27 protein-coding genes and 1 riboswitch are annotated in these 26,997 nt (G+C 45.0%); of the genes, 7 read left to right on the forward strand and 20 right to left on the reverse strand.

Annotation, left to right across the window (positions count from 1 at the left end; translation table 11 throughout):
- Positions 1-237 precede the first annotated feature (237 nt).
- Positions 238-684, reverse strand: a complete 447-nt coding sequence (locus ACZ5B7_RS29120) for a hypothetical protein (protein WP_464492043.1) — start codon at positions 682-684, stop codon at positions 238-240.
- 216 nt (positions 685-900) lie between these two features.
- Between ACZ5B7_RS29120 and ACZ5B7_RS29125 the strand changes: the two genes are divergently transcribed.
- Both ACZ5B7_RS29125 and ACZ5B7_RS29130 read left to right on the forward strand, forming a co-directional pair.
- The gene (locus tag ACZ5B7_RS29125) at positions 901-1,047 is read left to right on the forward strand and encodes a helix-turn-helix domain-containing protein (RefSeq protein WP_464492044.1); all 147 of its coding nucleotides are present in this window, start codon (positions 901-903) and stop codon (positions 1,045-1,047) included.
- Between the two features lie 114 nt (positions 1,048-1,161).
- Positions 1,162-1,314 (forward strand): hypothetical protein, encoded by a 153-nt coding sequence (locus ACZ5B7_RS29130; RefSeq protein ID WP_464492045.1) that lies wholly within the window; start codon positions 1,162-1,164, stop codon positions 1,312-1,314.
- Between the two features lie 333 nt (positions 1,315-1,647).
- Here ACZ5B7_RS29130 and ACZ5B7_RS29135 read toward each other — a convergent pair whose 3' ends face one another.
- Both ACZ5B7_RS29135 and ACZ5B7_RS29140 read right to left on the reverse strand, forming a co-directional pair.
- A complete protein-coding gene (locus ACZ5B7_RS29135; protein WP_213118011.1) occupies positions 1,648-1,833 on the reverse strand; it encodes a hypothetical protein in 186 nt (61 codons plus the stop codon).
- A 27-nt stretch (positions 1,834-1,860) separates the two neighbouring features.
- A complete protein-coding gene (locus tag ACZ5B7_RS29140; RefSeq protein ID WP_464492046.1) occupies positions 1,861-2,379 on the reverse strand; it encodes a single-stranded DNA-binding protein in 519 nt (172 codons plus the stop codon).
- 245 nt (positions 2,380-2,624) lie between these two features.
- Between ACZ5B7_RS29140 and ACZ5B7_RS29145 the strand changes: the two genes are divergently transcribed.
- Positions 2,625-3,059: a YwpF-like family protein gene (locus tag ACZ5B7_RS29145; RefSeq protein WP_464492047.1), complete on the forward strand. Its 435-nt coding sequence runs from the start codon at positions 2,625-2,627 to the stop codon at positions 3,057-3,059.
- A gap of 117 nt (positions 3,060-3,176) precedes the next feature.
- Complete coding sequence (locus tag ACZ5B7_RS29150; protein ID WP_464492048.1) at positions 3,177-3,434, forward strand: hypothetical protein; 258 nt, start codon at positions 3,177-3,179, stop codon at positions 3,432-3,434.
- Positions 3,435-3,481: 47 nt separating this feature from the next.
- Here ACZ5B7_RS29150 and ACZ5B7_RS29155 read toward each other — a convergent pair whose 3' ends face one another.
- The 5 genes from ACZ5B7_RS29155 to spoIIID all read right to left on the reverse strand — a co-directional run bounded on the left by ACZ5B7_RS29155 (position 3,482) and on the right by spoIIID (position 6,935).
- The gene (locus tag ACZ5B7_RS29155; protein WP_464492049.1) at positions 3,482-3,844 is read right to left on the reverse strand and encodes a hypothetical protein; all 363 of its coding nucleotides are present in this window, start codon (positions 3,842-3,844) and stop codon (positions 3,482-3,484) included.
- A 214-nt stretch (positions 3,845-4,058) separates the two neighbouring features.
- Complete coding sequence (gene fabZ / locus ACZ5B7_RS29160) at positions 4,059-4,493, reverse strand: 3-hydroxyacyl-ACP dehydratase FabZ (RefSeq protein WP_378586710.1); 435 nt, start codon at positions 4,491-4,493, stop codon at positions 4,059-4,061.
- Positions 4,494-4,583: 90 nt separating this feature from the next.
- Entirely contained in the window at positions 4,584-4,904 is a 321-nt protein-coding gene (locus ACZ5B7_RS29165) for a DNA-directed RNA polymerase subunit beta (protein WP_464492050.1), read from the reverse strand.
- Positions 4,905-5,437: 533 nt separating this feature from the next.
- The gene (mreB, locus tag ACZ5B7_RS29170; RefSeq protein ID WP_213117187.1) at positions 5,438-6,439 is read right to left on the reverse strand and encodes a rod shape-determining protein; all 1,002 of its coding nucleotides are present in this window, start codon (positions 6,437-6,439) and stop codon (positions 5,438-5,440) included.
- A 223-nt stretch (positions 6,440-6,662) separates the two neighbouring features.
- Positions 6,663-6,935, reverse strand: coding sequence for a sporulation transcriptional regulator SpoIIID (spoIIID, locus tag ACZ5B7_RS29175; RefSeq protein ID WP_007086083.1), 273 nt, complete (start codon positions 6,933-6,935; stop codon positions 6,663-6,665).
- A 685-nt stretch (positions 6,936-7,620) separates the two neighbouring features.
- Between spoIIID and ACZ5B7_RS29180 the strand changes: the two genes are divergently transcribed.
- Entirely contained in the window at positions 7,621-7,932 is a 312-nt protein-coding gene (locus ACZ5B7_RS29180; RefSeq protein ID WP_464492051.1) for an MGMT family protein, read from the forward strand.
- A 1,248-nt stretch (positions 7,933-9,180) separates the two neighbouring features.
- Here ACZ5B7_RS29180 and ACZ5B7_RS29185 read toward each other — a convergent pair.
- The 3 genes from ACZ5B7_RS29185 to ACZ5B7_RS29195 form a co-directional block, all read right to left on the reverse strand.
- Positions 9,181-11,235 carry a penicillin-binding transpeptidase domain-containing protein gene (locus ACZ5B7_RS29185; protein ID WP_464492052.1) on the reverse strand — a complete coding sequence of 685 codons (2,055 nt, stop codon included), beginning with the start codon at positions 11,233-11,235 and terminating at the stop codon, positions 9,181-9,183.
- Between the two features lie 413 nt (positions 11,236-11,648).
- On the reverse strand, positions 11,649-13,412 hold the full coding sequence (thiC, locus tag ACZ5B7_RS29190) for a phosphomethylpyrimidine synthase ThiC (RefSeq protein ID WP_464492053.1): 1,764 nt from the start codon (positions 13,410-13,412) through the stop codon (positions 11,649-11,651).
- A gap of 154 nt (positions 13,413-13,566) precedes the next feature.
- A riboswitch (TPP riboswitch) is annotated at positions 13,567-13,679 on the reverse strand.
- A gap of 352 nt (positions 13,680-14,031) precedes the next feature.
- Positions 14,032-14,886: a peptidoglycan DD-metalloendopeptidase family protein gene (locus ACZ5B7_RS29195; protein ID WP_464492054.1), complete on the reverse strand. Its 855-nt coding sequence runs from the start codon at positions 14,884-14,886 to the stop codon at positions 14,032-14,034.
- Between the two features lie 131 nt (positions 14,887-15,017).
- On the opposite strand from ACZ5B7_RS29195, the gene ACZ5B7_RS29200 reads away from it, so the two are divergent.
- Positions 15,018-15,485, forward strand: coding sequence for a VanZ family protein (locus ACZ5B7_RS29200; RefSeq protein WP_464492055.1), 468 nt, complete (start codon positions 15,018-15,020; stop codon positions 15,483-15,485).
- A gap of 27 nt (positions 15,486-15,512) precedes the next feature.
- Here the strand turns inward: ACZ5B7_RS29200 and ACZ5B7_RS29205 are convergent, their stop codons facing one another.
- From ACZ5B7_RS29205 to ACZ5B7_RS29235, 7 genes are all read right to left on the reverse strand, one after another.
- The gene (locus tag ACZ5B7_RS29205; RefSeq protein ID WP_464492056.1) at positions 15,513-16,484 is read right to left on the reverse strand and encodes a nuclease-related domain-containing protein; all 972 of its coding nucleotides are present in this window, start codon (positions 16,482-16,484) and stop codon (positions 15,513-15,515) included.
- Between the two features lie 1,545 nt (positions 16,485-18,029).
- Positions 18,030-19,064, reverse strand: a complete 1,035-nt coding sequence (gene spoIID / locus ACZ5B7_RS29210; protein ID WP_464492057.1) for a stage II sporulation protein D — start codon at positions 19,062-19,064, stop codon at positions 18,030-18,032.
- Between the two features lie 391 nt (positions 19,065-19,455).
- Positions 19,456-20,766: a UDP-N-acetylglucosamine 1-carboxyvinyltransferase gene (gene murA / locus ACZ5B7_RS29215; RefSeq protein WP_423800084.1), complete on the reverse strand. Its 1,311-nt coding sequence runs from the start codon at positions 20,764-20,766 to the stop codon at positions 19,456-19,458.
- 32 nt (positions 20,767-20,798) lie between these two features.
- On the reverse strand, positions 20,799-21,644 hold the full coding sequence (locus ACZ5B7_RS29220; protein WP_464492058.1) for a YwmB family TATA-box binding protein: 846 nt from the start codon (positions 21,642-21,644) through the stop codon (positions 20,799-20,801).
- Positions 21,645-21,846: 202 nt separating this feature from the next.
- The gene (locus ACZ5B7_RS29225; RefSeq protein ID WP_213117178.1) at positions 21,847-22,080 is read right to left on the reverse strand and encodes a DUF1146 family protein; all 234 of its coding nucleotides are present in this window, start codon (positions 22,078-22,080) and stop codon (positions 21,847-21,849) included.
- Between the two features lie 167 nt (positions 22,081-22,247).
- Positions 22,248-22,427: a hypothetical protein gene (locus ACZ5B7_RS29230; RefSeq protein ID WP_241113944.1), complete on the reverse strand. Its 180-nt coding sequence runs from the start codon at positions 22,425-22,427 to the stop codon at positions 22,248-22,250.
- A gap of 76 nt (positions 22,428-22,503) precedes the next feature.
- Positions 22,504-22,830, reverse strand: a complete 327-nt coding sequence (locus tag ACZ5B7_RS29235; RefSeq protein ID WP_464492059.1) for a YflT domain-containing protein — start codon at positions 22,828-22,830, stop codon at positions 22,504-22,506.
- 212 nt (positions 22,831-23,042) lie between these two features.
- Between ACZ5B7_RS29235 and ACZ5B7_RS29240 the strand changes: the two genes are divergently transcribed.
- Positions 23,043-23,297 (forward strand): GlsB/YeaQ/YmgE family stress response membrane protein, encoded by a 255-nt coding sequence (locus ACZ5B7_RS29240; RefSeq protein ID WP_213148002.1) that lies wholly within the window; start codon positions 23,043-23,045, stop codon positions 23,295-23,297.
- Between the two features lie 52 nt (positions 23,298-23,349).
- Here ACZ5B7_RS29240 and ACZ5B7_RS29245 read toward each other — a convergent pair whose 3' ends face one another.
- On the reverse strand, positions 23,350-24,249 hold the full coding sequence (locus tag ACZ5B7_RS29245) for a CheR family methyltransferase (RefSeq protein WP_464492060.1): 900 nt from the start codon (positions 24,247-24,249) through the stop codon (positions 23,350-23,352).
- Entirely contained in the window at positions 24,242-26,992 is a 2,751-nt protein-coding gene (locus ACZ5B7_RS29250) for a CHASE3 domain-containing protein (RefSeq protein WP_464492061.1), read from the reverse strand. Before ACZ5B7_RS29250 ends, ACZ5B7_RS29245 begins: the two co-directional genes overlap by 8 nt.
- Between the last annotated feature and the right edge of the window lie 5 nt (positions 26,993-26,997).

Genomic DNA, 26,997 nt, shown 5'->3' on the forward strand with positions numbered 1-26,997 from the left:
TTTGGGATTATTTCCATTTATTTGGATATACTTTCCGATTTAATGAGTTTACTTTCCAAATGGGGATAAATACTTTCCACTTTCATCATTTTTCTTCCGCCTTCTGGCCAAATACTTACCGAAAAACCTGATTTACTTTCCAATTTGATTTTCAGAGGGTATCCATCCAAAAAAGCCAGGCGTCCTGCCTGGCTCAGGTACTTTTCAATGACCTTTTTGGGTTGTTCCCGCTATAAACTACAATTTCCGAAGTATTCCTCCTTCTAGTTTAAAACAATCACTAGTATCTTTAAGTTTCTTTTCCGCTGACACGGTACGCCGTTTTTTCCTTATTAATAGACTTGTTTTTTCAAAAGGGAAATGTCGAAGGGCTGTCACTTTGCTTCCTTCAACCAGAACAAAGTGACTCAGAATCTCATAGATTACCTCCTCCGGGAGATCTTTTTCACCTACTAGAATCTGTATTTTATTTTCGTTGTATATTATTTGGAAGTCTTGATCACAGAAATTAATGGGCATTTTCCCACCGTTTTCAAGGGGGATATATTGGTATGAGGGGTTCATAGTTGTGTGAGATAACTGCAATGAAAGTATAAATATGTCAATAAAACTAGGTTTTCTTTTTAATCGCCATTCCTCGCTGCTAATTTGTTCACCCACTATTACTAAAAAAGTTTTTTCCATGAAAGACCTCCTGTTTTGACATTTATCTACACCATTTCATATTATTCGACAATAATTTTAATATTCCTTTTCAATAAAATTGGGGAGATCATATTTTTTAATCAACGTGCACCCTTCTCACGACACTCGATGTGAAGGATACGCACATTTGGACTATGGGCCATTTTTTCCGTTAAGGTAAAGTTAGGACTTGTTTTTATGATGGCGGTGAAAAGGATGTCTCTAGCGGAAAAATTGAAGAAGCTTCGTGATCGGCAAAACTGGTCCCAGGACACGCTGGCCAGCATGATGAATTTGCATCGCTCGACAATCAGCCGATTTGAGAACGGCCGCAGCGTACCCACTTATCAAACATTGCTGTAGTTTGCGGAAATTTTTAAAATAGACGAGGATTATTTGCTCGGGGAGTTGAATCAGGGCGATTTCCCACAGGTGGAGCCAGGCTTTCTTACCAAGGAAACCCTGGAGAATCCCGATTTGGCGATTATTTATGAATTGCTTCAAAAAGAGCCTGAGTTAAAGAGGGCCCTGGTGGAGCTCCACTTAATGGCACCTAAGCGCCGGGCGTTTTATGCGGATATGATCGCGAGCCTCGTTAGGGCTATTAAGCGGCATAGGGATAAGATTTAGCGTGAGGTTTTAACAAAATCGAAGAAGCCGCTGACACGAGGTCAGCGGCTTCTTTTTAAAAAACAGGGGGTTTTGCTATTAGTATGGTCAAATCGTGGGTTTTTATACCAATCCCTTCATACAAAAAAAATCCCGGCAAAAAACTGCCGGAATTCCCAAAAATGAGGCTGGTTCAGGAGAGATGTTTGATTCTCTTTTTCAACGGAGGCAGTTCGGGGAAATTGGTTGAGAATCGTGACCGACAGACTTTCCTTGAAAACAGGCAGCGGCGCCGCTGCCTGCATTTACTTTTACCAAAATCTCCGCCAATCCAGGGTCGCAATATGAGCCCACCTACGAGTAAATCCGAATCGGGCTGCGCTCCCTTTTTTCCTGCTGCTGTTCCTTGATCAGCCATTCCAACTGGCTGACCCGTAGCTGCAGGCTGTCGACCTTTTGATTGGCCTTTCCAACCATTTTGATTAACGTTTCGAGTAACTGCTCGAGGTTATGGACGTATTCTTCTTCATGAGCACCCAAGGTAGAGCCCCTCCTTTTTTCCATCTCTTAAAATGGTAATGATGCAGCAATCGATTCAGCTGTTGGGGCTGGCCCGGGTGCAGCAGCTTGGGACTGGACCGCTGCCCCCGAAGTTCCGGATGCCGCGGTTGAACTTTGTCCAGGGGGATTCGTCCCCTGCCCATTTGTAGCTCCAGAAACCGGCACCGAAGACCCAGCTCTAGATTCCCCGGCCCCTGCCCCCTGCGGCTTCGTACTCAAAAACCGAATCGTTTCCGCCACGACCTCTGTTACGTATACCCTTTTTCCATCCCGCCCGTCATAATGGCGGGTTTGCAGCCGTCCGGTGATCCCGACGACCGCCCCTTTTCGACAATATTTGTACGTGTTTTCAGCGGCATTTCGCCACAGGGTGCACTGCACAAAATCCGTGTCAAATTCGCCATTGTGATTGCGGAAGTTCCGATTCACCGCCAAGGTAATGTGCGATACCGGCGTTCCCTCCGTCGTTTGATTCAATTCCGGGTCCCTCGTCAAGCGGCCAACCAGCGTTACTTGATTAATCAAGGTATCATCTCCTCCAACATTTGATGATTTCATCTTAGACCCGGGCCAAAGCAAAGTAAAATCGCGATACAGCCCGTTTCAAAGTCGATTTTTCTCGAAAAAGCAATTTTCGAGATGGTTTTTGTCACAGACGGGGTCATTTTTTTACAAATAAATTAAAAATCCTATTTCGGTCAAATATTTTTCGACATTTGCTTCTTTTTTGCGTATGTTATAATTAGGAAAAAACAAACAGGAGGTTGGTAATGAAGACGTTTAAATTATTCTCGCTGGAAGTTGTGGAAAATGACAAATCGGTTGAAGTTCCGCTTGAAGACGGCCTGATTCTCAACAAAGAAGACGAACGCTCCACCTGGCTGATTGAGGCGTACACCACTGATCTCTCCCTGTATGATTATTTTAAAAAAATATCTGAGCAAAACCGCGAAGTCATTGTCGAGGCCGTTATTACGAAGAAGGAAAACGCACCCGCTTATTTTCAAACGAAAATCGCTTCACTGACGAAATTCGAAAAACACGCAAGCGTTCTGTTTTTAGGTCACCTGCGCCGCAACAAAAGCGACTATTCGGAGCTTCTGCTCGACAGCCTCATTCAAAAAGGGTTACAGGGCGACGCCCTCCTTGCCGAATTCAAGGATAAAATGCAGAGCAAGCCGAAGCTGAAGGTCCAGAATACGTAAAGTTTATACCAGTCTTCGGGCTGGTTTTTTCTTGGAAAAATTATCTTGCTTTTTCGACAAATCCTCCCCATACTATTGATATATATGGAGAAATTTGGGAGGGGGCAAAAGAAAGAGATGAGTTGGACTAGTTGGATTGTAAACGTCATAATTGCCATTTTTTTAGCCGTGGACGCACCGAAGCGCGGCAAGCGGCCATGGCTGTGGGCGATATTGGGATTTTTCTTTGGGGCCATTGCGCTTGGAATTTATTTAATTCAAACCGGACGAAAGGTGCTTGGCTGGATTATCACAATTTTGGCCATCATCGTTTATATTTTGGTTATCATTTTTGCTATTCTTGCGGCAGCTTTAATGATGACGGGATTTTCTTAAAAAAAAGGGGACAAGGCGCGCCGTTTTGGCACCTGTCCCCTTTTGCCTTATTCGTCTTTGTTGTCTCTGTCTTTGCGGTCGATATCATCCTCGATAATATCTTCCTGCTTGGTGTTGTTGTCCTTAATCCAGTCCTTGTCAGTTGGTGTGTTCTTGTCCTCAGACTCCGGATAATGGTTGCGTCGATCCATCGGATTGTCATTTAAATCGTTGTTCAACCGGTTATTCATCCTGTCGCGGTCGTTCAGGTTGTTCCGATTATTCAGGTCGTTGCGATCCATATTGTCATTCAAATCGTTATCAACCCTCGGCGGCGGCGGGTTTATGTCGTTCCTTGCATTATTACAGCCAACCAGCATCATCGCTGACAAAACAGAACCGGTGAGCAGCATAAACAGCTTCTTCTTCAAGCAAAAAACTCCCTTCAACTTTCATGTTATTGCCTAACACTTATAGCTTTCCCGTTGTTTTTTAAAATTTGAATGGAATTTTTTTGCATGTAAAAAAGGCCGAGGGTTGTCCCTCGGCCTTTACTCGTCAGTTCTGTAGTTTTACTCGTCTAATTGCGGGATTTACTCGTCTAAAATCAAGTTTTACTCGCCAAATCCCATTTAAACCTTAAAATTATTCCTTCTTTTCCCCAAGCGCAAAAGTAATTTCCGCTTCACAGGCGATTTCACCGTCAACCGTTGCCACGGCTTTGCCCTTGCCGATTGGTCCGCGCAAACGCACCATTTCCACCTCAAGGCGCAGCTGGTCGCCCGGCTTTACTTGCTTTTTAAAACGGCAGCTGTCAATTCCTGCAAAAAACGCCAGCCGGCCGCGGTTTTCTTCTTTTTTCAAAACGGCAACTGCCCCGACCTGCGCGAGTGCTTCAACGATTAAAACCCCAGGCATAACCGGATAATCCGGAAAATGGCCGTTGAAAAATTCTTCATTGGCGGAAACATTTTTAATGCCAACCGCTCTTTTTCCCTCTTCCACCTCTAAAATTCGATCTACTAGCAAGAATGGATAGCGGTGCGGGATGATTTCTTTGATTTCATTAATATCAAGCATTTAGTTTAGTACCTCCTACTAGGAACAGATATTTATTTCTTATTGTACTATTTGTGATATGTAAAAGGGAAGGGCTAAGCCCTTCCCGGTTTATTTTTTATCAACTAGATCTTGAATATGTGTCCAAGTAGATCCCTTAAAAACATCGGCTGCATTGCCGCCGCCAAGGATACCGTAACCGACCGCCGCCCCAGCCACAAGACTGACAAAGAAAAACACCACCAAGAGTACGAGGCGAAGCCAGATTGGAATTAGCCGCACTCTGATGCGGGCATGGTTCTGCGGCTCTGCTTCCGCTGTGTGTCTTTCTTTAACAGCGGCTGTGTCCACCTTTTGCAAGGTATCTGTCTTTGCCTTTTTATATTCCTCTCGCGATTGAAATTGCTGTTGTTCTACATTATTTAATGACATTTTAATTTCCCCTTTGAATCCCGCCATTCCTTTTCAAAGGATTTTGCCTAACAACCAACACGGGATTAGAGTTAATACATATTATAACCATTTTGAAGCCACACACGATGCACATTTTATTCTATTATAAAAAATTATTCATGATTATACATTAACTTTTTGCAAGAAAAAGTAAATTGATGTTAAAAAGGCGCAGAAAATGGGGACAAGCTGAGGTTCAGGGGGTGTTTTCTGGAATTTGATTTCCAATACTTTCCGAGTTTGAGGATTTACTTTCCGATTTTTGAATTTACTTTCCATTCGGGTGTTTTACTTACCTATTTTTAAAGTTTACTTCCATTTTCGGCCCATTTACTTTCCTGAGTCCATTTTGAGGCACGAGAACCGTCCCCATGCTTCACCCAAAAGTGAGGCACGAGAACCGTCCCTATGCATCACCCATGCATCAAAAAAAGCCCAATGACCCAGGCTTGTCCAGCCGTTATCATTAGACTTTTGTAAATTGGTAAGAGGTCTTACCACATTCAGTTTTATTATCCTAGCTTACGGCCTGGAATTCGGTCGATGTTATCTAGCATGATGCCTGTTCCGATGGCGACACAGTCCATTGGATTTTCCGCTACTAAAACAGGTACCTTCAGCTCTTCCGCAAGCAGCATGTCGATGCCGTGCAGCAATGCGCCTCCGCCTGTTAAGATGACGCCACGGTCGATAATGTCTGCTGATAGCTCAGGTGGTGTGCGCTCAAGAACGCTTTTTGCAGCCTGAACGATGACTGACACAGATTCCCGCAATGATTGCTCGATTTCTTCCGAACGAACAGTGATCGTGCGAGGCAGACCGCTGACCATGTCACGGCCGCGAATTTCCATTTCCTCAGAACGAGAGCCTGGGAAGACAGTAGCGATGTTGATTTTGATGTTCTCAGCTGTGCGCTCACCAATCAACAGCTTGTATTCGCGCTTGATGTGGTTCAAGATTTCCATGTCGAACTTGTCGCCCGCCATTTTGATGGAGGAAGAAGTCACGATATCGCCCATTGACAGAACGGCCACATCCGTCGTTCCTCCCCCGATATCCACTACCATGTTGCCGCTTGGCTGGAAGATGTCCATGCCCGCGCCAATCGCCGCCACTTTTGGCTCTTCTTCTAAATAAATCTTTTTCCCGCCGCTTTTTTCAGCAGCTTCCTTGATTGCCTTTTGCTCAACACTTGTGATGTTGGTTGGGCAGCAAATTAAGATGCGCGGCTTCGATAAAAAGCCTTTAACGTTAAGTTTATTAATAAAATGCTTCAGCATTGCTTCTGTTACATCAAAGTCAGCAATGACGCCGTCCTTTAACGGGCGAATTGCGACGATGTTTCCTGGTGTACGTCCAACCATGCGGCGTGCTTCTTCGCCGACCGCCAAAACCCGGTTCGTGTTTCTGTCGATTGCAACTACGGAAGGCTCGTTTAATACGATGCCGCGGCCCTTCACGTGGATTAACACGTTGGCTGTTCCTAAATCAATCCCAATATCCCTTGCAAACATTCTCTTTCCTTTCCTCCTCAAGACGGATTCCTTCTACCTAATTGTCTATTCTATCACATTCATTAAAATATCCATAACATTTTAAAACAATCAATGTAATTTTTTGCTGAATGTTGTCGGAATCGGAAATTCTATGAGAAGGTGGGACATTTTTTTGTAAAAAAAAGAAATGGTGTAAGGCACCAGTTCTTTAATTGGCATTTATTTTTGAAAAAATCTCGGCTTATTTGACAGCCTCTCCTTCTTTTTCTTCTTTCTGGTACTTCATTTTGGTCGCCTCGCCGCCCCTTAAGTGACGAATGGATTTATGATAATCTAGAATTTCTTTCACTTCGTTTGCAAGCTCAGGATTAATCTCAGGTAGTCTCTCTGTTAGATCCTTATGGACTGTAGACTTGGATACGCCAAACTCCTTCGCAATGACGCGAACTGTTTTCCTCGTCTCCACGATATACTTCCCAATCTTGATAGTCCTCTCTTTGATGTAATCGTGCACACTCTCGCCCTCCCTAAATTGGATGTGAGACGTGTGAAATGAGACCCGCTTATCACTTCGACTGAATACTGCTTCCGTGCGAGCTGCTGACTGGCTCATATTTGCGCTTACGCGAATTTGGAATTGTCCACCCCACGTGGACAGTATCCACGAATGGTGTCAGGCACCAAATTTCGCCCTGCATGTCACACGGCAGAAAGTTTTCACTTTCTGATCATACGATGAATAATCATGTCCCCGGCTGGATACCCGCTAACTTCAAACGACTCCTCACCTCAAACACTCTCTTTGTATAAAGGTTTGTAACATTGTATTAGCTTGGATACGGGTTTATGCACAAAATACACAAACGGGACAAGGTATTGGACAATTTTTAGAAAATTCAAATATAAGGTGATTTTTCGACATTTAGGAAAAAAGCCCCGAACCCGCGCCACGTCTATGGTTTATTTAGAAATAATCGCGGGCCGCTCGTTATTTCCCAAGAAATTTGTCGGATGAAAAATATATGTGTTTGATATGTTTGTGTTGTGAAAATTTGGGGTTTTGGTAAAAAAACATTGAAATGTGGTAAGTAACATTGAAAAAGATGTAGGGTTTCAAGTTTTCTGTAGTGCCTGTGATATTGAATCGTTTTTAATATTATATAATGTGGTTAAGTTATTTAAGAAAGGATTTTACGACAGTGACACCTTTTACGGAAAGAGTTATTTCGATTATAAAAAATATCCCCCCGGGGAGAGTCATGACATACGGACAAATTGCGGGGCTCGCCGGAAGTCACCGCGCCGCCCGCCAGGTCGTCCGCGTCCTCCACTCCATGAGCAAGAAACACCGCCTGCCCTGGCACAGGGTCGTCAATGCCCAAGGAAAAATCGCCCTGCAGGATGACGAGGGCTACAACGAACAATGGCTGTCGCTAGAGGCCGAAGGCGTGGCAGTGGGTTTAAATGGGGTAATTGATCTTGAAAAATATCAGTGGCATCCAGAAACCTAAGCACGCGGATTTCCTGTGAAAAATGGGTTGGAAAGTAAATCAGGTATTCTGGTAAGTATTTGGCTAATAAGTGTAAGTAAAATCATAATTCTGGAAAGTATTTGTCCCCATTTGGAAAGTAAACACACCAAATCGGAAAGTATATCCAAATTAATGGTAATCACTCCAAAAAGGTAATTGAAAAGTTACCATTTTGTGGGTGGTTTTGTCGCTCGAGATTGGGTTGGCGAGTAAATTGCAAAAATTGGCGAGTAAATTTTAAAAAGGACCTCATATGGTTACCTAAGCCAGGCTCGCCGCCTGGCTTTTTGGAGTGAATTCCCCCTGAAAAATAAGTTTGGAAAGTAAATCAGGTATTCTGGTAAGTATTTGGCTAATAAGTGTAAGTAAAATCATGATTCTGGAAAGTATTTGTCCCCATTTGGAAAGTAAACGCACCAAATCGGAAAGTATATCCAAATTAATGGTAATCACTCCAAAAAGTTAATTGAAAAGTTACCTTTTTTGGGTGGTTTTAGTCGCTCGAGATGGGGGTTGACGAGTAAATTTTAAAAAGGATCTCATATGTTACCTGAGCCAGGCTCGCCGCCTGGCTTTTTGGAGTGAATTCCCCCTGAAAAATAAGTTTGGAAAGTAAATCAGGTATTTTGGTAAGTATTCGGCCAAAAGGTGTAAGTAAAATCATGATTCTGGAAAGTATTTGTCCCCATTTGGAAAGTAAACCCACCAAATCGGAAAGTATATCCAAATTAATGGTAATCACTCCAAAAAGGTAATTGAAAAGTTACCATTTTGTGGGTGGTTTTGTCGCTCGAGATTGGGTTGGCGAGTAAATTGCAAAAATTGGCGAGTAAATTTTAAAAAGGATCTCATATGTTACCTAAGCCAGGCCCGCCGCCTGGCCTTTTGGGGTGAATTCCCCCCTGAAGAATAAGTTTGGAAAGTAAATCAGGTATTCTGGTAAGTATTTGGCTAATAAGTGTAAGTAAAATCATGAATCTGGGAAGTATTTGTCCCCATTTGGAAAGTAAACGCACCAAATCGGAAAGTATATCCAAATTAATGGTAATCACTCCAATAAGTTAGATTGAAAAGTTACCTTTTTGGGGTGGTTTTGTCGCTCAAGATGGGGGTTGGCAAGTAAATTTAAAAAAAAGGTAATTTTCAATGGCCACAGCGCTCCCAAACCAGGTACTTTCCCCACAAAAAAGCACCCGGCTCCCAGGCCAGGTGCTTCCACATACAAACTTATTTCCATTTCATATAAATATTCTTCACCATTTTCACCGGAATGCCCGATCCGCCCCGGTCTTTTACGTTCTCGACCATCATGGCCACCATCAGATTCGGCGAATTGACGTTCCAGCCGATAAACCAGCCATTCTCGAGCCCGGTTTCGCCCTGTTTCTGCTTGAATTCCGCAGTTCCGGTTTTACCAGCAAGCGGCTTGTCGGCCATTTCTGCAGCATGGGCAGTTCCTCCGGCATCACCAACGACCTTGCGTAAGTCCCCTGCAATCAAACCAGCATTTTCTGCAGAAACAACGCCTTCCTTCCACACCTGCCCGCGCTTCTCTTCATCCAATAGAATCGGCTTAATCATATTTCCATTATTGACAAATGGCGTATAGGTACTCATCAAATGAACAATGCTCATCTGCACCTGTCCCTGGCCATAACCTGAGTCGGCTAGCGCAATATCGCTTCCCAATGAACCAATTTTTGAAGTCTCAAGCGGATAGGCGAACGGTAACTGCTCTTCAAAGCCGAACTTTTTCAAGCCATCAGAAAAGCCATCTTTCCCCATTTTCAACGCTGCCTGTGCAAAATAAATATTATCCGAGAACACCAACGCTTTTTCGAGATTGATTGGGCTGCCCTCGTGTACCCGGGTTACGAAATAGCCGCCCCAGGATGCATCCTTCTGCCACTTCGGCCCGAGAATCTGCACGCCCTCGTCCGGCTTAATCGCGCCGCTTGCGAGCCCCACAGAGGCCGTTATCGGCTTCATCACCGAACCCGGCGCAAATGCCTGTTTAAATCGCGTTAACAGCGGCTGGCGGGCATCGTCCTGCAGTGCCTTCCATTCGTCCGCAGAGAAGCCCAGCGCCGCCTGATTCGGGTCAAACGACGGGCTGCTGACGAGCGCCAGTGTTTCCCCGGTCACAGGGTTCATTGCTGCCGCCGTCCCGACCTCGCCAGCCGGAGCCCCAGCACCAGCCGTACCGACAGCCCCGCCAGTCCCAGCGGCACCTGTTCCACCACTCATCTCCGCATACACCACCGCCTGCAAATCAGCATCAATGGTCAGCTTGACATTTTTTCCATCAGCAACCGGTTTTTCCGCGAGCACTTCCTCCCCGCCGGCCTTCTTCTTAATCACAATCTTCACGCCGCTCTGGCCCTTCAGCTGCTCATCCAGCACCTGCTCCAGTCCGCGCTTCCCAATCACATCGCGGCTCGTGTAGCCCTTGTCCTTCCGCTTCTCAAGCTCATCCGCGGTAATCTGCCCGACATAGCCAATCAACTGCGCCGCGGCCTCCTTGTACGGATAAATCCGCGCGTCCACCTTGCGCGTCTTCACCGGCTCGAGCGCCACCAGCTGGGCAATCCGCTCAGAATCGTCCATCGACACCTTCTTCAAAGGCACAAACATCCCAGGCTGTACCCAGCTCGCCTTCAACGCCTTGTCGACCTGATCTGGCGTCATCTTCAACAAAGAAGCAAGCTGCTCCATCACCGGCGCCGCAATGTCCCCGGCCGTCACTCCGACTTCGTACACCTGGCCGTTCACCGCCATCCCCGTGCCGTTCCGGTCAACAATTTCGCCCCGTTTCGCCGGCACCGTGCTCAAGCTCAGCTTGTCTCCCTCCTGCATTTTTGGAAAAATGAACCCCGGATTCCAGTCCACAAACCAGTTTTCCTTATCGTCCTTTTTTTCCTTTTTCAACAGGGCTTCTTCGGTAAAATTAATCGGCCCCGCGACACTATTCATTTTGGCGCTAAAAGAATACTTGGCTTTCTCTCCGTCAGCCTGTTTATCTTCTTTTGGCTTTTTGAAGTCAATCTTGAGGTCAGTAATCTGTAAATCGTCGTAGATTTTCTTATAGCGGTTCGTAAAGTCATCTTTGGAGATTTTCTTTTTGGCATCATTCGAAAGGTAATTATACATGTCAGCAAACTTTTGCTTATTCCATAACGCTATGTATTCCGAGAATCGATCCTGTGGCGTCGGCTCCTTGCTGCAGCTGGCAAGCAAAACCCCCAGCATCACCGCAAGCAACAGCCCGGCAACTTTTTTCAAGACAAACCCCTCCTTTATTTTCCATTTTAACACAACCATAGACAGATTTCTCATTAAAGCAACGTAGGTCATCCTGTATACCAGGTATAATCAGCTGACTCTTTAACATATGCCCAAGCCCTCCAATCTACCGCAACAAAAACTCCCCACCGCCAATTTCAGGACAAAACTCCTAAGGAAAATAGCTGCATTAAAAAACCCCGGCTATTAAACCGGGATTGCCTTGTGACTAGGTGAATGAAATTAATAATAGGTGCTTTCTGCGAAACCGCACTTTCGGCATTTCCTCATACCGTATGTTTCGGAAAATAGATGCCGGCAATGTTGCTGGATGTTTTCAATTTCCTTTTCCAAAATATGAATTTTTTGTTTTAGGATGTCGATATCTTTTCATTACCTTAATGGAATTCGTCTCATCGATAAATTCTTGATCCATCATGAATAAATTCCTCCGCTTTTTTCCTCATGCCTTCTTCGATGTCCACTTCTTTACTCGCTGCCTTTTCCCGAATGTCATGTGATATTCTCATCGAACAGAACTTTGGCCCGCACATGGAGCAAAAATGGGCTGTTTTCGCCCCCTCCGAAGGCAATGTTTCGTCATGGTATTCCCTTGCACGCTCCGGATCCAAAGAAAGATTAAACTGGTCTTCCCATCTAAATTCGAAACGGGCTTTTGATAAAGCATTGTCTCTTTTTTGTGCACCGGGGTGCCCTTTGGCCAAATCAGCGGCATGAGCGGCAATTTTATAAGCAATGACTCCTTCCCGGACATCATCTTTGTTCGGTAAGCCTAGATGCTCTTTGGGTGTCACATAACAGAGCATCGCTGTTCCAAACCAGCCGATCATCGCCGCTCCGATAGCTGAAGTAATATGATCATATCCTGGTGCGATATCGGTGGTTAAAGGTCCTAACGTATAAAATGGCGCTTCTTTACAAATTTCCATTTGCTTATCGACGTTCTCTTTGATCATATGCATCGGTACATGACCTGGCCCTTCAATCATCACCTGCACATCATGTTTCCAGGCAATCTCCGTTAATTCCCCCAGCGTTTCAAGCTCTGCGAATTGTGCTTCATCATTTGCATCAGCAATACTGCCTGGACGGAGCCCGTCTCCAAGAGAAACAGAGATATCATATTGTTTCAGGATTTCACATATTTCTTCAAAATGAGTATAGAGGAAATTTTCCTTATGATGAGCCAAGCACCATTGCGCCAAAATCGAGCCGCCGCGGGATACAATGCCTGTTGTCCGTTTTGCCGTTAAAGGAATATATCGCAGCAAAACGCCGGCATGGATTGTAAAATAGTCGACCCCTTGTTCCGCCTGTTCAATTAACGTATCGCGGTATATTTCCCATGTTAAATTCTCGGCAATCCCATTTACCTTCTCAAGTGCCTGATAGATTGGGACCGTTCCGACTGGTACGGGAGAATTGCGAATGATCCATTCTCTCGTTGTGTGGATATTTTTTCCGGTCGATAAATCCATGATGGTATCGGCGCCCCAGCGAGTTGCCCACGTCATTTTTTCAACCTCTTGCTCTATAGAGGAGGTAACGGCCGAATTCCCGATATTTGCATTAATTTTCACATGAAAGTTTCGTCCAATAATCATCGGTTCGCTTTCCGGGTGATTGATATTGGCTGGGATAATCGCTCTCCCGCTGGCAACTTCTGCACGGACAAATTCCGGGTCCCTATGTTCACGAATGGCTATGTACTCCATTTCAGGGGTAATCATGCCTTTTTTGGCATAATGCATCTGGGTGACATTTTTTCCTGTTTTAGCTTTAAGGGGTGTTTTATTTACATTGGGATACCATTCAAGGTTTGCACGTTCGTCCCCTTCATGGAATCCGTTATCCTTGGCCTTTATTTCTCTTCCAACATATGCCTCCACATCATTCCGCTCGAGAATCCAATCCTTGCGCAATGCTGGAAGTCCGCTTTGAATATCGACCTGATAATTCGAATCAGTGTAGGGGCCGCTCGTATCATAGACCCGAACAGGCTCATTTTCTTCTTCTCCAAAAGCAGCAACGGTTCGAGTAAGTTGAATTTCTCTCATCGGAACCTTAAGATCGGGTCTTGCCCCTTCGACATATACCTTTTTACTTCCAGTGAATTGTGATTTTAACTCGATGTTCCCTTCCACTTGCTTCTGCATGTAACTTCCTCCTTCAAAATGGTTTGATTTTGCACCCTGGGAGTTACAGCGCAGTTCATTACTGGAAAGTAATGGAGGACAATACAAAAAGGTTCTGTTTGCACAGAACCTGATTTTTTCATCCAAAAGTAGCGGTACCCAAATTAAACCACGGACACCTTTGATACTACTTCCCTACGCTGGTATAATCCAGATCAGGTTCAAAGGGTCAAAGAATTTATGCATTCTTCTCTCAGTCCGAGCCATCGGACCCCCCCAGTAGAGCATTTCAAACAATATTAAGTTATAATCTTACAGTCAAAATATATCAGAAATTTTTGGAAATGGAAAGCTTTTTGGTAAACTTTGTGGTTATCGGAACAGATAATTCTCATAACTGTTTTTCAAACTTTCACCTTTTGTTCATAGTTTGTTCATATCTGGAGGGTAAGATAAAAGTGTGAAAAGGACAATCTCAGTCACACTTTTTCATAACCCCCCCTTTTAATATATCGTGTTGGATCCGGCAATCGGCCGGGTCCTATTTTTTTGCGGAATCTGGCAGGCGAACCAGATTCTTTTTTTTGAAAAAAACGCAAAAAAAAGAGGAAGTACTCCCCTTCCCCTTATACTTTCAATATTATGAATTTGTCTTTTCTTTTGAGTTAGTGGACTCGTCTTCTTTAGTGCTGCCGTCGTCTGTTTCCTTATCGGAAGACTGGTCGTCGGAGCCAGCTGGATCCTCCAACTCCTGCTGCTTTTTTTCGCTAGGAGTTTGCATGGATTCCTTGCTGTTTGAAGGAGTCGCTTCTTGTAAAGAACTTACCGGTTTGTCGATATACTTACTAGGGTTAACCGCGACGCCATCTTTACGAATTTCAAAATGGACGTGTGTTCCAGCTTTTTCATTGAACATGCTTTGCCCAGCCTTGGCAAGAACATCTCCCTGTTTCACCTTGTCGCCAACTTCAACTTTAATGTCTTTCACGGACTGATATTGTGTTACAATACCTTTGTCGTGTTCAATTTCGATGACATTTCCAAGCACCGCGTCTTCTTCAACACGAGTGACAGTTCCGCTGAGTGATGCTAATACATCAAACGTTTCGCCGTCCTTCATGGTGATGTCGACACCAGTATTCGGGTTGTATGTGTTCTCGTAGAATACTAATGCGGCTTCCTGGTCTTCAGCTTTCGCACTGAAATCATAGAACTTTGTCTTGATGACAGCTGTTGCTGCATCCTTCACCGGCATTTTGACGTTTTCTAAAGCCGAGTTAACTTCAACTGCAGGCGGGTTGGTCTTTTTGCCAGTAATATCAGTAGACTTGTAATCGTATTTGTCTGAGTCTCCTGCGCTGGACTGGTACCAAAGAACACCTGTTAAAATGATTGCTGCACTTGCGATATAGATGGCTGGAAATACCCAACGCTTCTTGAAAAAGCGTTTTACGCTGGAACTTTGAGAAGATCGTTTGTTTTCTTCCTCTCTCATTTTCATCACCTCAGCAATCATTCTGAACAGATAACTAGAATTATATACACTAGTCTGAAAAAAATTTTATTTTTTGTAATTGCCTGCGTTTTTATGCATCTTTTTGAAAAATTTTTAGGGGGAATTGTTTCATGAACGTGTTAAAATGGGTGCTGCGGGTCCTGCCCGTGCTTTACATGGCAGCCATCTTCATTCAATCGAGCCTGCCGTCGGACCACTTCGTGCGCCTGCCCGATTCGACGATTGACCACACTATTAAAGAATCATTGCATTTAATAGAGTTTGCGATTTTATATGTATTACTAGTCCTCGCATGTTTGACGTTTAGACGCGGTAACGCTGACCTGCGCAGCAATGCTGTCGCCGGTTTCAGTTTTACGCCAGGCTGGAACTTGGCTTGTGCCCTGTTTGCGGCCTTCTACGGCATCAGTGACGAAATCCACCAATCGTTCTATCCATACCGCTCCGCGTCGCTATTTGACCTATTTAAGGACTTCCTCGGCATCAGCGTCTGCTACTATTTTATTCGTGGTGCGCTGTATAAGGGTAAATTTGCGGGGCTGGCGAAGCTGCTCGGCCGCGTTCGGTCTGTTTCTTAAAACCACTGCTGGTTGGCGGTGGTTTTTTTATTGCAATACGGGATGATGGTAAACACGGTCTTTAAATGTACCACTATGGGGGAAATCTGCGGTCGTTAGAAAATGGCTGGCCACTCTTATCGAATCTATATGGAGAAACTCTCTTAGCTCAGAATTTGTGATAGTCGGTTTTATTAAAAGGAAATAATCGTTGATGGCTGGAATATGGGCAGTTTTCGATTTGGCGTTACACTTTGGGCACCACCAGGTTCCGGAATGATAAGTCATCGGCAAAAAGCGGCAATCGGGGCACTTCACACCAGTGGGGATTTCTTTAGGAGACAGGTGGAATTGCTTTAATATATCGGGATTATCGGGAGTGTGCTTCGATAGAAGTAATTTATTTACCTTTTTTAAATCCTTGGAGCCTAGCTTATCTATCTTTTGAAATTCTTTAATTTGTTCTATTTTTTCTATTAAAAATTCACTATTACATACATTCCGAAGAATCTCTTCATTCCCGTGCTCCGCTGTAATCAATGTTTTTTCATTACTGTTTACAAAAAGATAATGGATTGGAACGTTTGGAAAATGGTGCTCTTGCAGCCACCCGTTTAGCTTTCGCGCCTGGAGCTTGGCCTGCAGCACCGGATTCTTTATGCGTTCCTCCTGACCATTCTTTCGCAAAAAGGCCTGGTTTAATTCTCTTTTAAAATGGATCTCCCCGCTCCTATTCTTCACTTCCAACGCTAGGCCAAACATCGTACACAGTAGCAGGATGTCAATTTGAAAGTAATACTTTCCATAAAGCAGGCGGATATCGTGGTAAATTTGATAGTCGGCCTCGGGAAGCATGCTCAAGTAAAAGTCCACGGATTTCTCGCCATGATACCCTGCCATCCTATTTTTATATTCGTGAACCAAATCCGGCCAATCGGGGTGATTGGGATCCATCCTTCCATCAAAAAGTGCCTGTAATTTCTTGATTCTTAATGACATTTCACAAGGTTTTGCAAACAATCGGACCACTCCTTTCAATTTGCACTTACATTTCCTTTTTTACTTGCCAATTTCCTGCAAAAATCGACACGAAATTTGAACTTTTTATGGCATTTTATCCAATTAGATCTGACCCGAGGTAACTTTTCAATAACCTTTTTTGAGAGATTGCCATTTATTTGGATATACTTTCCGATTTGGTGTGGTTACTTACCAATTTAGAGCACTTACTTTCCACTTTAACGATTTTACTTACACTTTTTGATCAATACTTTCCAAATTTCCTGTTTTACTTTCCAAACCCTTTTTAGAGCAGCATCAGCCTTCCAACCGCCACCCCAAAACAGCTAAAAAGCCAGGCGACGAGCCTGACCAAGGTAACTTTTCAATTACCTTTTTAAAACAATTACCATTTATTTGGATATACTTTCCGATTTAGTGTGGTTACTTACCGGTTTAGCGCACTTACTTTCCACTTTGACGATTTTACTTACACTTTTTGATCAAATACTTTCCAAATTTCCTCTTTTACTTTCCAAACCCTTTTTAGAGCAGCATCAGCCTTCCAACCGCCACCCCAAAACAGCTAAAAAGCCAGGCGGCGAGCCTGGCCCAGGTATCTTTTCAATTACCCTTTTTGAGAGATTACCATTTATTTGGATATACTTTCCGATTTAGTGTGGTTACTTACCGATTTAGCGCACTTACTTTCCACTTTGACGATTTTACTTACACTTTTTGATCAAATACTTTCCAAATTTCCTGTTTTACTTTCCAAACCCTTTTTAGAGCAGCATCAGCCTTCCAACCGCCACCCCAAAACAGCCAAAAAGCCAGGCGGCGAGCCTGGCCCAGGTATCTTTTCAATTACCTTTTTCAAAACAGTTACCATTTATTTGGATATACTTTCCGATTTAGTGTGCTTACTTACCGATTTAGCGCACTTACTTTCCACTTTAACGATTTAACTTACACTTTTTGATCAAATACTTTCCAAATTTCCTGTTTTACTTTCCAAACCCTTTTTAGAGCAGCATCAGCCTTCCAACCGCCACCCCAAAACAGCTAAAAAGCCAGTCGGCGAGCCTGGACAGGTATCTTTTCAATTACCTTTTTTGAGAGATTACCATTTATTTGGATATACTTTCCGATTTGGTGTGGTTACTTACCGATTTAGCGCACTTACTTTCCACTTTAACGATTTAACTTACACATTTAGATCAAATACTTTCCAAATTTCCTGTTTTACTTTCCAAGTCCTTTTTAGAGCAGCATCAGCCTTCCAACCGCCACCCCAAAACAGCTAAAAAGCCAGTCGGCGAGCCTGGCCAGGTATCTTTTCAATTACCTTTTTTGAGAGATTACCATTTATTTGGATATACTTTCCGATTTAGTGTGCTTACTTACCGATTTAGAGCACTTACTTTCCACTTTGACAATTTTACTTACACTTTTTGATCAAATACTATCCAAATTTCCTGTTTTACTTTCCAAACCCTTTGAACAACCCTGCACCCATACAAAAAAGCCAGGCGCACCCACCCGCCTGGCTTCCACACACACACCCTATTTCTTCGCCGTAATCGTCGCCATCATGTTCTCCGCTGAGGTCACCTCGACGCCCTTGTAGTAGTACTGGACGATATCCTTGTAGTTCTTGCCCTCCGCGGCCATTCCGTTCGCGCCGTACTGGCTCATGCCTACGCCGTGGCCATTGCCGCGTGTTGTGATCACAATATTATTCCCCTTACGCTCCCACGAAAAGTCGGATGACTTCAAGTCCAACTTATCGCGGATGTTTCTTCCGGTCAATACCTTGCCATTAAAGTCAACCTTGGCCACGCGCTTGCCCTCGGTCCGGGCGACAATTTTTCCAAGCGCATTACTTGACCCGATTTTCACTCCTAACCGTGATTCAAACTCTTTCACGGTTACAACCTTCTGATTGGTGAATTTAGGGGAATCCTTATCCCAAGGACTTGAAACACTCCGCAAATACGGGATACTTCCAGACCAGTAGTCCTCCGAATTCTCCGTAAAACCGTTGCTGGTGGAGAAAAACAACGCATCAATTGGTTCGCCATTATAAGTCAAAATCTGTCCGCTTGTCGACCGGACAGCCTCTAGTATCTTTTTCTTTTTCCATTCATAATCTTTTCCCCAGTTCTTCCTTTGCTGCGCGTCATCTATGTAGGCTTGATGGAGCTGTGGGGTGTCCGTTACCTGCGAACCTTTTGGGGCACCAATCGTATCCCCTTTAACCAACCGATTAACAATATACGTCCGTGCCGTCAGCGCCTGGGCCTTGAGCGCCTCCTCATTGAAATCAGCCGGCATCTCGGCAGCGACTACCCCGACAAGGTAATCTTCCAGTGGGGTTTCTTCAATCGCAGATTTGGCAGTGCGAAACACGGCCACGTCAATTACCGCGTCAGAGGATGGAGCAGTAGTTTCCTGGGCCGCCGGCTTCTTGGCGAGGTCCTCGCCCAGCTTGCCGCTCGCCTTCTCGCTCGAAAAGGGCAATACCAACACAGCGGGGATAATCAGTGTCAAGGCAATAAGAAATGCTGCTAGTACGATGAGTGGTTTGATATTTTTCATGATTGTGCCTCCAGTTTGTAAATTCACAGCCCACTTGCGCCCGGGATGCGTCACATTACAACATATGGGAGCGGACAAGCATTTATTACTTCTTTTTCGAAAAATCAACTCGTTGAAAAGTTATCCACAAATCACAAAGTTATTCGACTTATCCACAGAGTTATCAGACACAATTGGGTATAATTCCACGTTATTTATAAGGAAAACCGAAACCGCTTGTGGACAACCCGCAACACCCCCTAAACAAATACAAAAAAAACAGGACCCGTTATTCCAGGCCCCGTTGCTTTGGTTGTGTTCAGTTGTACCCTTAAAATAGGATTTAAGCTGGGTATAGAACTAAATACCCGCGGCATTTAGTCCAACTTTAGAATGGAACTTTGCACGCCCCTTAGGCATTTAGATCCGTAACATATTTTCCAAGTTCGATAAAGGTTTCATCTGCTTCCTTCACACGCTCGATGTCAGCACCTAAACCAGCCAGCTTTTCGTGGAAATTCACGTAGCCGCGGTCCAAATGCTTCAATTCAGTTACACGTGTTACACCTTCAGCAACCAGCCCGGTTAAAATCAATGCAGCTGCAGCACGAAGGTCAGTTGCCGCCACTTCAGCGCCTTGTAAGTTAGAAGGACCATTTAAAATTACAGAACGGCCTTCAATTTTAACATCGGCATTCATGCGGCGGAATTCCTCAACATGCATAAAACGATTTTCAAACACAGTTTCCGTAATCATTGACGTGCCGTCTGCACAAAGCAATAACGCCATCATCTGTGACTGCATATCAGTTGGGAAGCCTGGGTGCGGCATTGTCTTGATGTCGACCGCCTTCAAGCGCTCTGGCCCAATGACACGAACGCCATCCTCTTCCTCGATAATCGTCACACCCATCTCCTCCATTTTTGCAATCAATGAAGAAAGATGTTCCGGAACTGCACCCTTGACAAGCACATTTCCACCCGTAATCGCAGCCGCCGTCATGAACGTACCTGCCTCGATCCGGTCCGGAATAATATTGTGGTCCGCGCCAAACAACACATCGACACCCTCGATGCGAAGTGTACCAGTGCCGGCACCCTTCACGCGCGCACCCATTTTATTTAAAAAGTTCGCTAAATCAACGATTTCTGGTTCTTTTGCAGCATTTTCAATCGTGGTCGTACCTACCGCAAGCGTTGCTGCCATCATAATGTTTTCAGTAGCGCCAACACTTGGGAAATCTAAATAAACCTTTGCTCCATGCAGACGGCCTTCAACCTCCGCCTCGATAAAGCCATTGCCCACCTTGACCTTCGCACCCATGGCTTCAAAGCCCTTCAAATGCTGGTCAATCGGCCGGGACCCAATCGCACAACCGCCAGGCAAAGCCACCCGGGCACGGCCATTACGTGCAAGAAGTGATCCCATGACAAGCACAGACGCGCGCATTTTGCGAACATACTCAAAAGGCGCTTCCTCTTTTAACACTCTAGATGCATCAACAACAACCGTATTATGATCAAAAGCCACTTCAGCGTTTAGGTTACGTAGCACTTCATTAATTGTAAATACATCGGAGAGTGTCGGTACATCACGTATCACACTTTTTCCATCACTTGCTAATAATGTTGCAGCGATAACAGGCAGAACGGCATTCTTTGCTCCTTCAACTTTAACCGTTCCGTATAGCCTTTGTCCGCCGCGGACGATGATCTTTTCCAAGAGTATTCCCCTCCGCGTCCATTTTCTCTATATTAATATTCAATCGTAATGATAGGGGTTCCTACTACAACCGTAGTCGGACCGCCCAATCCTTCGGAGCGTAAGCCAATTTGCAAATTCATGTTATTTTTCATGTCAATCGCGTCTGTAAACATCGGCGACATGGCCGAAACAGACATGAAATTCTCCTCTTTTAACGCCTCGATCTCTTTAGCTTGAAAGCCCGACATCAGTTTACTAGCCGTTTTTTCTAAAGCCTTATCAATCTTATCACTCACAACGCCTTTCATACAAGAAAAAACTGTTGGTTTACCACGAAATATGTCATTTAGCCTATTTCCAAATTGACCGCTCATGATAAAGGATTTAGAGGCCTCGTTCCACTCATTGCCCCTTACACTATATACTATATACGCAGTCGTAGGTTGTTTTGTGCGGGTTGCCAAGAATTGAAGCTTTTCCGTGTGGTGGTTAGATGCTGTGGATACTGCTGTCATCTCCCAAGTCTCGCTTGTTGTCCTCTCCGTCCAACGCCAGTCGGGAAACTTCTTCCGTAAAACATTCGCGTATTCCTTCACGTCAATACCAGCCGCCTGCTCCCTTGCATAAATAGACCAATCCTGAAGCATAATATCTTGGGCCTGAAAAACAGCTGCCATTTTTCCAAGATCCTTTTCTTCTTGGAAAAATACCTCGCGGACGCCAGCATCGCCTTGTGTCTGGGATACGGTTTCGCCGACGCTCGTTTCTCCCTTAAATAAAGATGCGATATTCAAATCCAGGCCGCCGTTTGCCTCAGTGGTTCGGTTCCCCATCACAACCAGAATAATACTAAAACATATAATCAGGCATATATAAGTGACTCTATTTCTGTTCATTCTCTCGTCTCCCCCTTACTACCATTGTTTCCAAGGAGAGAGAGAGCATACTTGGGAATTCTCGTCACTTTTAGACAAAATCCCGTTTTTTATCTATAGGTGGTAAAACGTCTGACAAGTTTCAGGTTATTTTTCCACATAAATTTGATTGTACTCAATCTATAACCATTTTGGAACCTTTAATTTTTTTCCAATTAATGTTTTATTGAAACATTAACGGCAGCTGACGCGACCATTGCAGGTAATCAAGGAAAAAGTTACTAACAGATGATCCGATGAAGATTGCCAATAATATGTACAATAAACGTGCTTGAAATACATGGTTAGGCTTCAGCAGTTTATCCAGGCGAATCGCCTGCAGGGCCCACCAGGAAACCGCGATACACACCAAATGAGACAGAATGCTGACTAACGCAATTTGCCCAAAATCATCCATCTATTTCGCCTCCTTTTCACACAATCCCTATTCTACCATACCCTCCAACTTATTTCCTTTATTTAGGGGTTATTTAGAGAGGAGACTTTTGCCCATAATAAATTACCTGCCTAAGCACGATTGAATCGGTTAAACGTGTTTAGGCAGGTAATTTAAGGATAGCCAATTTACACCTCATTCCATATCTGCTGTAATCTTAGTGGTACATACACCCTTTCTCCATGAATTTCTCGATGAAGGATGGGCTCCTCGAAAAATTGCTCCAAGTGAAGCCTTGCCCGACTTTTGCGCCTTGCTCTGGTGCGTTCTCCCATTAATTTTTCAAATTTTATTGATGAAGTTTTCATAAAAATTCTCCCTCCCCTTTTTTTTAGTGAGCCGTCGCCCTATTAATTAGGGCGGCAGCTCTTTTCCTTTAACCCGTTAAGCTGATTTTCCCGCAACGACGACGACTTTTCCTCGGTCCAATTCTTCTTCATAGCGCTCCGCCTCAAGCGGCGACATCCCTAATGACTCCAGTTTGGCGCGCAGTGCGTCTCCCCTTGTCCGAAATACGTTGGCAACCGACTCCAATACACCTTGCTCCGCCACGCCAATATCCTTTATATCTAACGAATCACTTAAATCCTCAGACCGGTTTTTGTCATGTGCCAATAAATAAATTTCATTCTTTGAATAACCATGCATGATTAAATCATCAATTTCCCTTTTAGCTTGTACACCATTTTCTACTACTTTAATTATATTCATGTTCCATTCCTCCTTTTAACGTTGTACAGGTTATATAACCGCTCCGTTGAAAATTGAAACCTAATTTTCGAATTTTTTTGAAATGAGGCATGGGGACGGTTCTCGTGCCTCACTTTGTAAGGCACGAGAACCGTCCCCATGTTCACTAAATGGTTTCATTTTCATTACAAACGGGTATTTAGTCTATATCTAATTGAAAGGGGAGATTATTTATGGGTTTTATTTGGTCATTAATTATTGGAGGCGTAATCGGCTGGCTGGCCGGACTGATTCTTGGGCGTGATGTACCGGGAGGCATTATCGGTAATATTATTGCCGGTTTTATCGGTGCTTGGCTTGGATCGTTTCTGTTGGGGAGCTGGGGACCGGTAATTGGCGGCTTCTACGTCTTTCCGGCCCTAATAGGCGCAGCGGCTCTGGTCTTTATCCTCAGTCTGATTCTAAGAAACGCCAAACATTCTCATTAATAATAGTAAGAAAAAAGAGACTGTCACCGCTGGACAGTCTCTTTTTTGCATTTCACCCTGCCCCATTACCTTTACGATAAATTCGTTCCTGGGCATTGAATTCTTCATAGTGCAACCCTTTTGGCAAAAACAGGATCGACTCCTTGCTGCCGAGCCCGATAAAGCCGCCGCTCGCCAGACTGCCGTAAAAGAGACGGTGGACCTGCTGCTGCAGGCTATTGTCAAAATAAATCATCACGTTCCGGCAGAGAATCACATGGAACTCATTGAAGGATCCATCCGTCACCAAGTTATGCTGGGCAAAAATCAGGTTATCGTCCAACAGTGGTTTAAAATAAGCATACTGGTGGTCGGTCGTATAGTATTCCGAAAATGCCTTGCGCCCGCCCGCTTTCAGGTAATTTTTCGTATATTGCTGCATTTTCTTTAGCGGGAAGGCACCTTTTTGGGCAGCCTGAAGCGCTTTTTCGTTCATATCAGTTGCGTAGATTTCCGTTTTGTTCGCAAGCCCCTCTTCATGCAGGAGGATGGCCATCGAATAAACCTCTTCCCCGGTTGCACAGCCGGCATGCCAAATCCGGATTTCAGGAAGCTCCCGCAAGAGCGGAACCACCTGCTCGCGAAACGCCGCAAAGAAGCTGGGGTCGCGGTACATTTCCGTCATTCGGATTGACAGATCATTCAAAAGCCGCTCCAAAAAGCCCGTTTCGTGGAGGACTTTTTCCAACAAGGCCGTAATCGTCGGCAGTCCTTCTGCCTTCATTCGGTTTATAATCCTCCGCGTCAACGAGGCCCGAACATAACCGCGAAAATCGTAGCCATACATTTGATACAGCCCCTCGATCAGCAAATTCAGCTCAACCTCCTGTACTTCCGTTAAGGCAAATGGTTCGGTCTCTGGTGATGGTGTATCACACGTATCGCTCGGCGATATGCTCGTTTTGTTACTCATCTGGATTCACCTGCTCTGTCAGCCAAACCCGCATCAATGAGAATAGCTGCTCTATATTCAATGGCTTCATGATATAATCAGACGCCCCTGCTTCCATACATTTGTCGCGCTCGCCCTTCATCGCCTTGGCGGTCAAGGCAATGATTGGCAGATTGAGCAGCCCGAGTTCGGTCCGTATTACTTTCATGGCCTCGTAACCGCCCATCACCGGCATCATGATATCCATAAAAATCAGGTCAAAATCGGCTTGCTCACGTAATCTTTCGATCGCTTGTTTTCCGTTTTTCGCCACTTGTACGATAATCCCCTTGCGCTCAAGGGCCGTAACCAACGCATAAATATTGCGGCCGTCATCCTCAACAAGAAGGACCTTTTTTCCATGAAACAGCTCGTCATCGGTGCAGTGCTCTGCCTTAATGATATCGGCGTCCTGAACTGGCTCTTCCGGAAGCTGCTCCCTCGGCACCTCGACCTTACGGGTTACCGCCACTTCCTCCAGTGCCGCGAACACCACAGGCTCCGGCTCCAACTGGCTCGGAATATACAGGGTAAACGTACTGCCCTTTCCGACCTCGCTCTCGACCTCGATGACGCCTCCAAGCAGGCGGGTAAATTCCCGGCAAATCGATAAGCCAAGTCCGGTGCCGCCATATTGACGGTTCGTCGTCCCGTCCACCTGCTGAAACGCTTCAAAAATAATTTGCTGGTTATCATCCGGGATGCCGATTCCTGTATCGGCTACCGATATGGCCAGAACCGGACCGCCGCAACGCAGCTGCTCCGCTTTTTCCGGAGGCGATACGGCAATCTGGACGGTGACTGAACCCTGCTCTGTAAATTTAAACGCATTCGACAATAGGTTTTTTAAAATTTGCTGCAAGCGCTGGCCGTCTGTTGAAATTACCGGCGGCACGTTCGCGTCTGTTAGGACCTCAAACGCCACATTCTTTTTGGCTGCAACCGGATTGAACAGGCTTTTTAACGTCTGCGGCAGCTCGGTCACATTAACCTCGTCTGTCAGGATTTCAATTTTCCCCGCCTCAATTTTTGATAAATCGAGGATATCATCAATAAGCCGTAACAAATCACCGCCAGCCGTGTTGACGACACGGGCGTATTCCTCAATCTCGTCTTGGTCCATGCCGCCGTTTTCCATCAACATTTGCGACAAAATCAAAATACTGTTCAGCGGCGTCCTTAGTTCATGTGACATATTCGCTAAAAAGTCGGACTTATACTGCGAGCTTAATTGCAGCTGGCGTGAATACTCCTCGAGCTCGTCCTTCGCTTTTTTCAGTTCAAGGGCCCGCTCTTCGGCTAACCGATTCTGCTCCTCTAAATATTCATTCGTGTGCTTCAACTGCTCCTGCTGCATTTGCAATTCCTCTGACTGGGCCTGCAGCTCTTCGGATTGGGCCTGGAGTTCCTCCGTCATGACCTGTGATTCCGCAAGCAGCCTTTCGACCTCCATCCGTCCGAGTACATTGGAAATAGAGGAGCCAAACTTGTCCTGCAGGAGGTCGAGCAATGTCAGGTGCTGCGATTGGAACGGCTGTAGTGCCGCAAACTCGACAACAGCTTCGACCCGGCCCTCATAGATAATCGGCGCCACCAATAGATTTCTTGGTGACGACGCCCCGAGGCCGCTGGTCACTTTCATGTGATCTTCCGGCAAACGATCAATTAGAAAAATTCGCTGGTCCAGCGCCGCTTGGCCGACGAGCCCTTCTCCAAAGCGGAAGCTGGCCTTAACGCCAGCCTCATCGGCGACGGCATAGCCTGCCACCTTGACGAAGTCGACCTCGCCGCCCTGTTCCCGGCGCAGATAGACCACGCCGTAACAGGCTTCAAATAGCGGTGCCAGCTTGTTGATGACCCGCTGCGCCAGCTCATTAATATCGGTAATTCCCTGATACAGCATGGAAATATCTGTGAGACTTTTTTGCACCCATTGCTGTTTTTCGAGGCTGCCGAGCAGGCTGTTCATGGCCTCGGCTAGCTCGCGCGTCTCATCGTTCGCTTTCACACTGATTCGTGTCGTCAAGTCGACCTTTGAATCGGTGATGCTTTGAATGGTTTTTACGACTTGTTTTATCGTTTTGACGATGGAGTTTGACAACAAAAGCGCCGTTACGATAGTAATCAACGTTACTAAAATAATAATCCCATATAGGATGATTTTTAAATTGCTATTTTTTTGCAGGAGATCCTCCGTACGCTTTAATGTCAACTGTTTTTCTTTTTCTAAAAAAGAATCCAATTGGGTGCGGATCTGGTCGGTCACCTTTTTCCCAGTTTGTTCTTTAAAATTCTTGGCCAGCTCCGTTTCGTTCCCTGCCTTTTTTTGATTGATGGTAAATTCACCCGTATTCATGATCCATTTTTCAATCACCGGCTTGATCTCTTCGAGGTTCTGCTGCTGGTTGCTGTTATCGTTGAGCAAGGAATGGAGCTTGTTGTAGTTGTCGAGCCAGCTTCGATTTCCCTCATGATACGGCTCGAGATACTCCTCCTGTCCGGTTAACGCATAGCCGCGGATTCCGGTTTCCATATCGAGGACATTTTTTTGAATCTGATTTGCCAGGTCATGGACCTCAATGTCGTGCTGCGAAATGAATTTTATTTCATCTTGCAGCGCGGTCATCCGGTTCACCACAACGAGCAGGGACAGCACAAGGCAAATCAGGATTGCGAAATAGCCTGTGATAATTTTTGCATGAATGCTGTAATGGACGCCTTTCATTGCGT

The organism is Neobacillus sp. S1115, assembly GCF_055385565.1.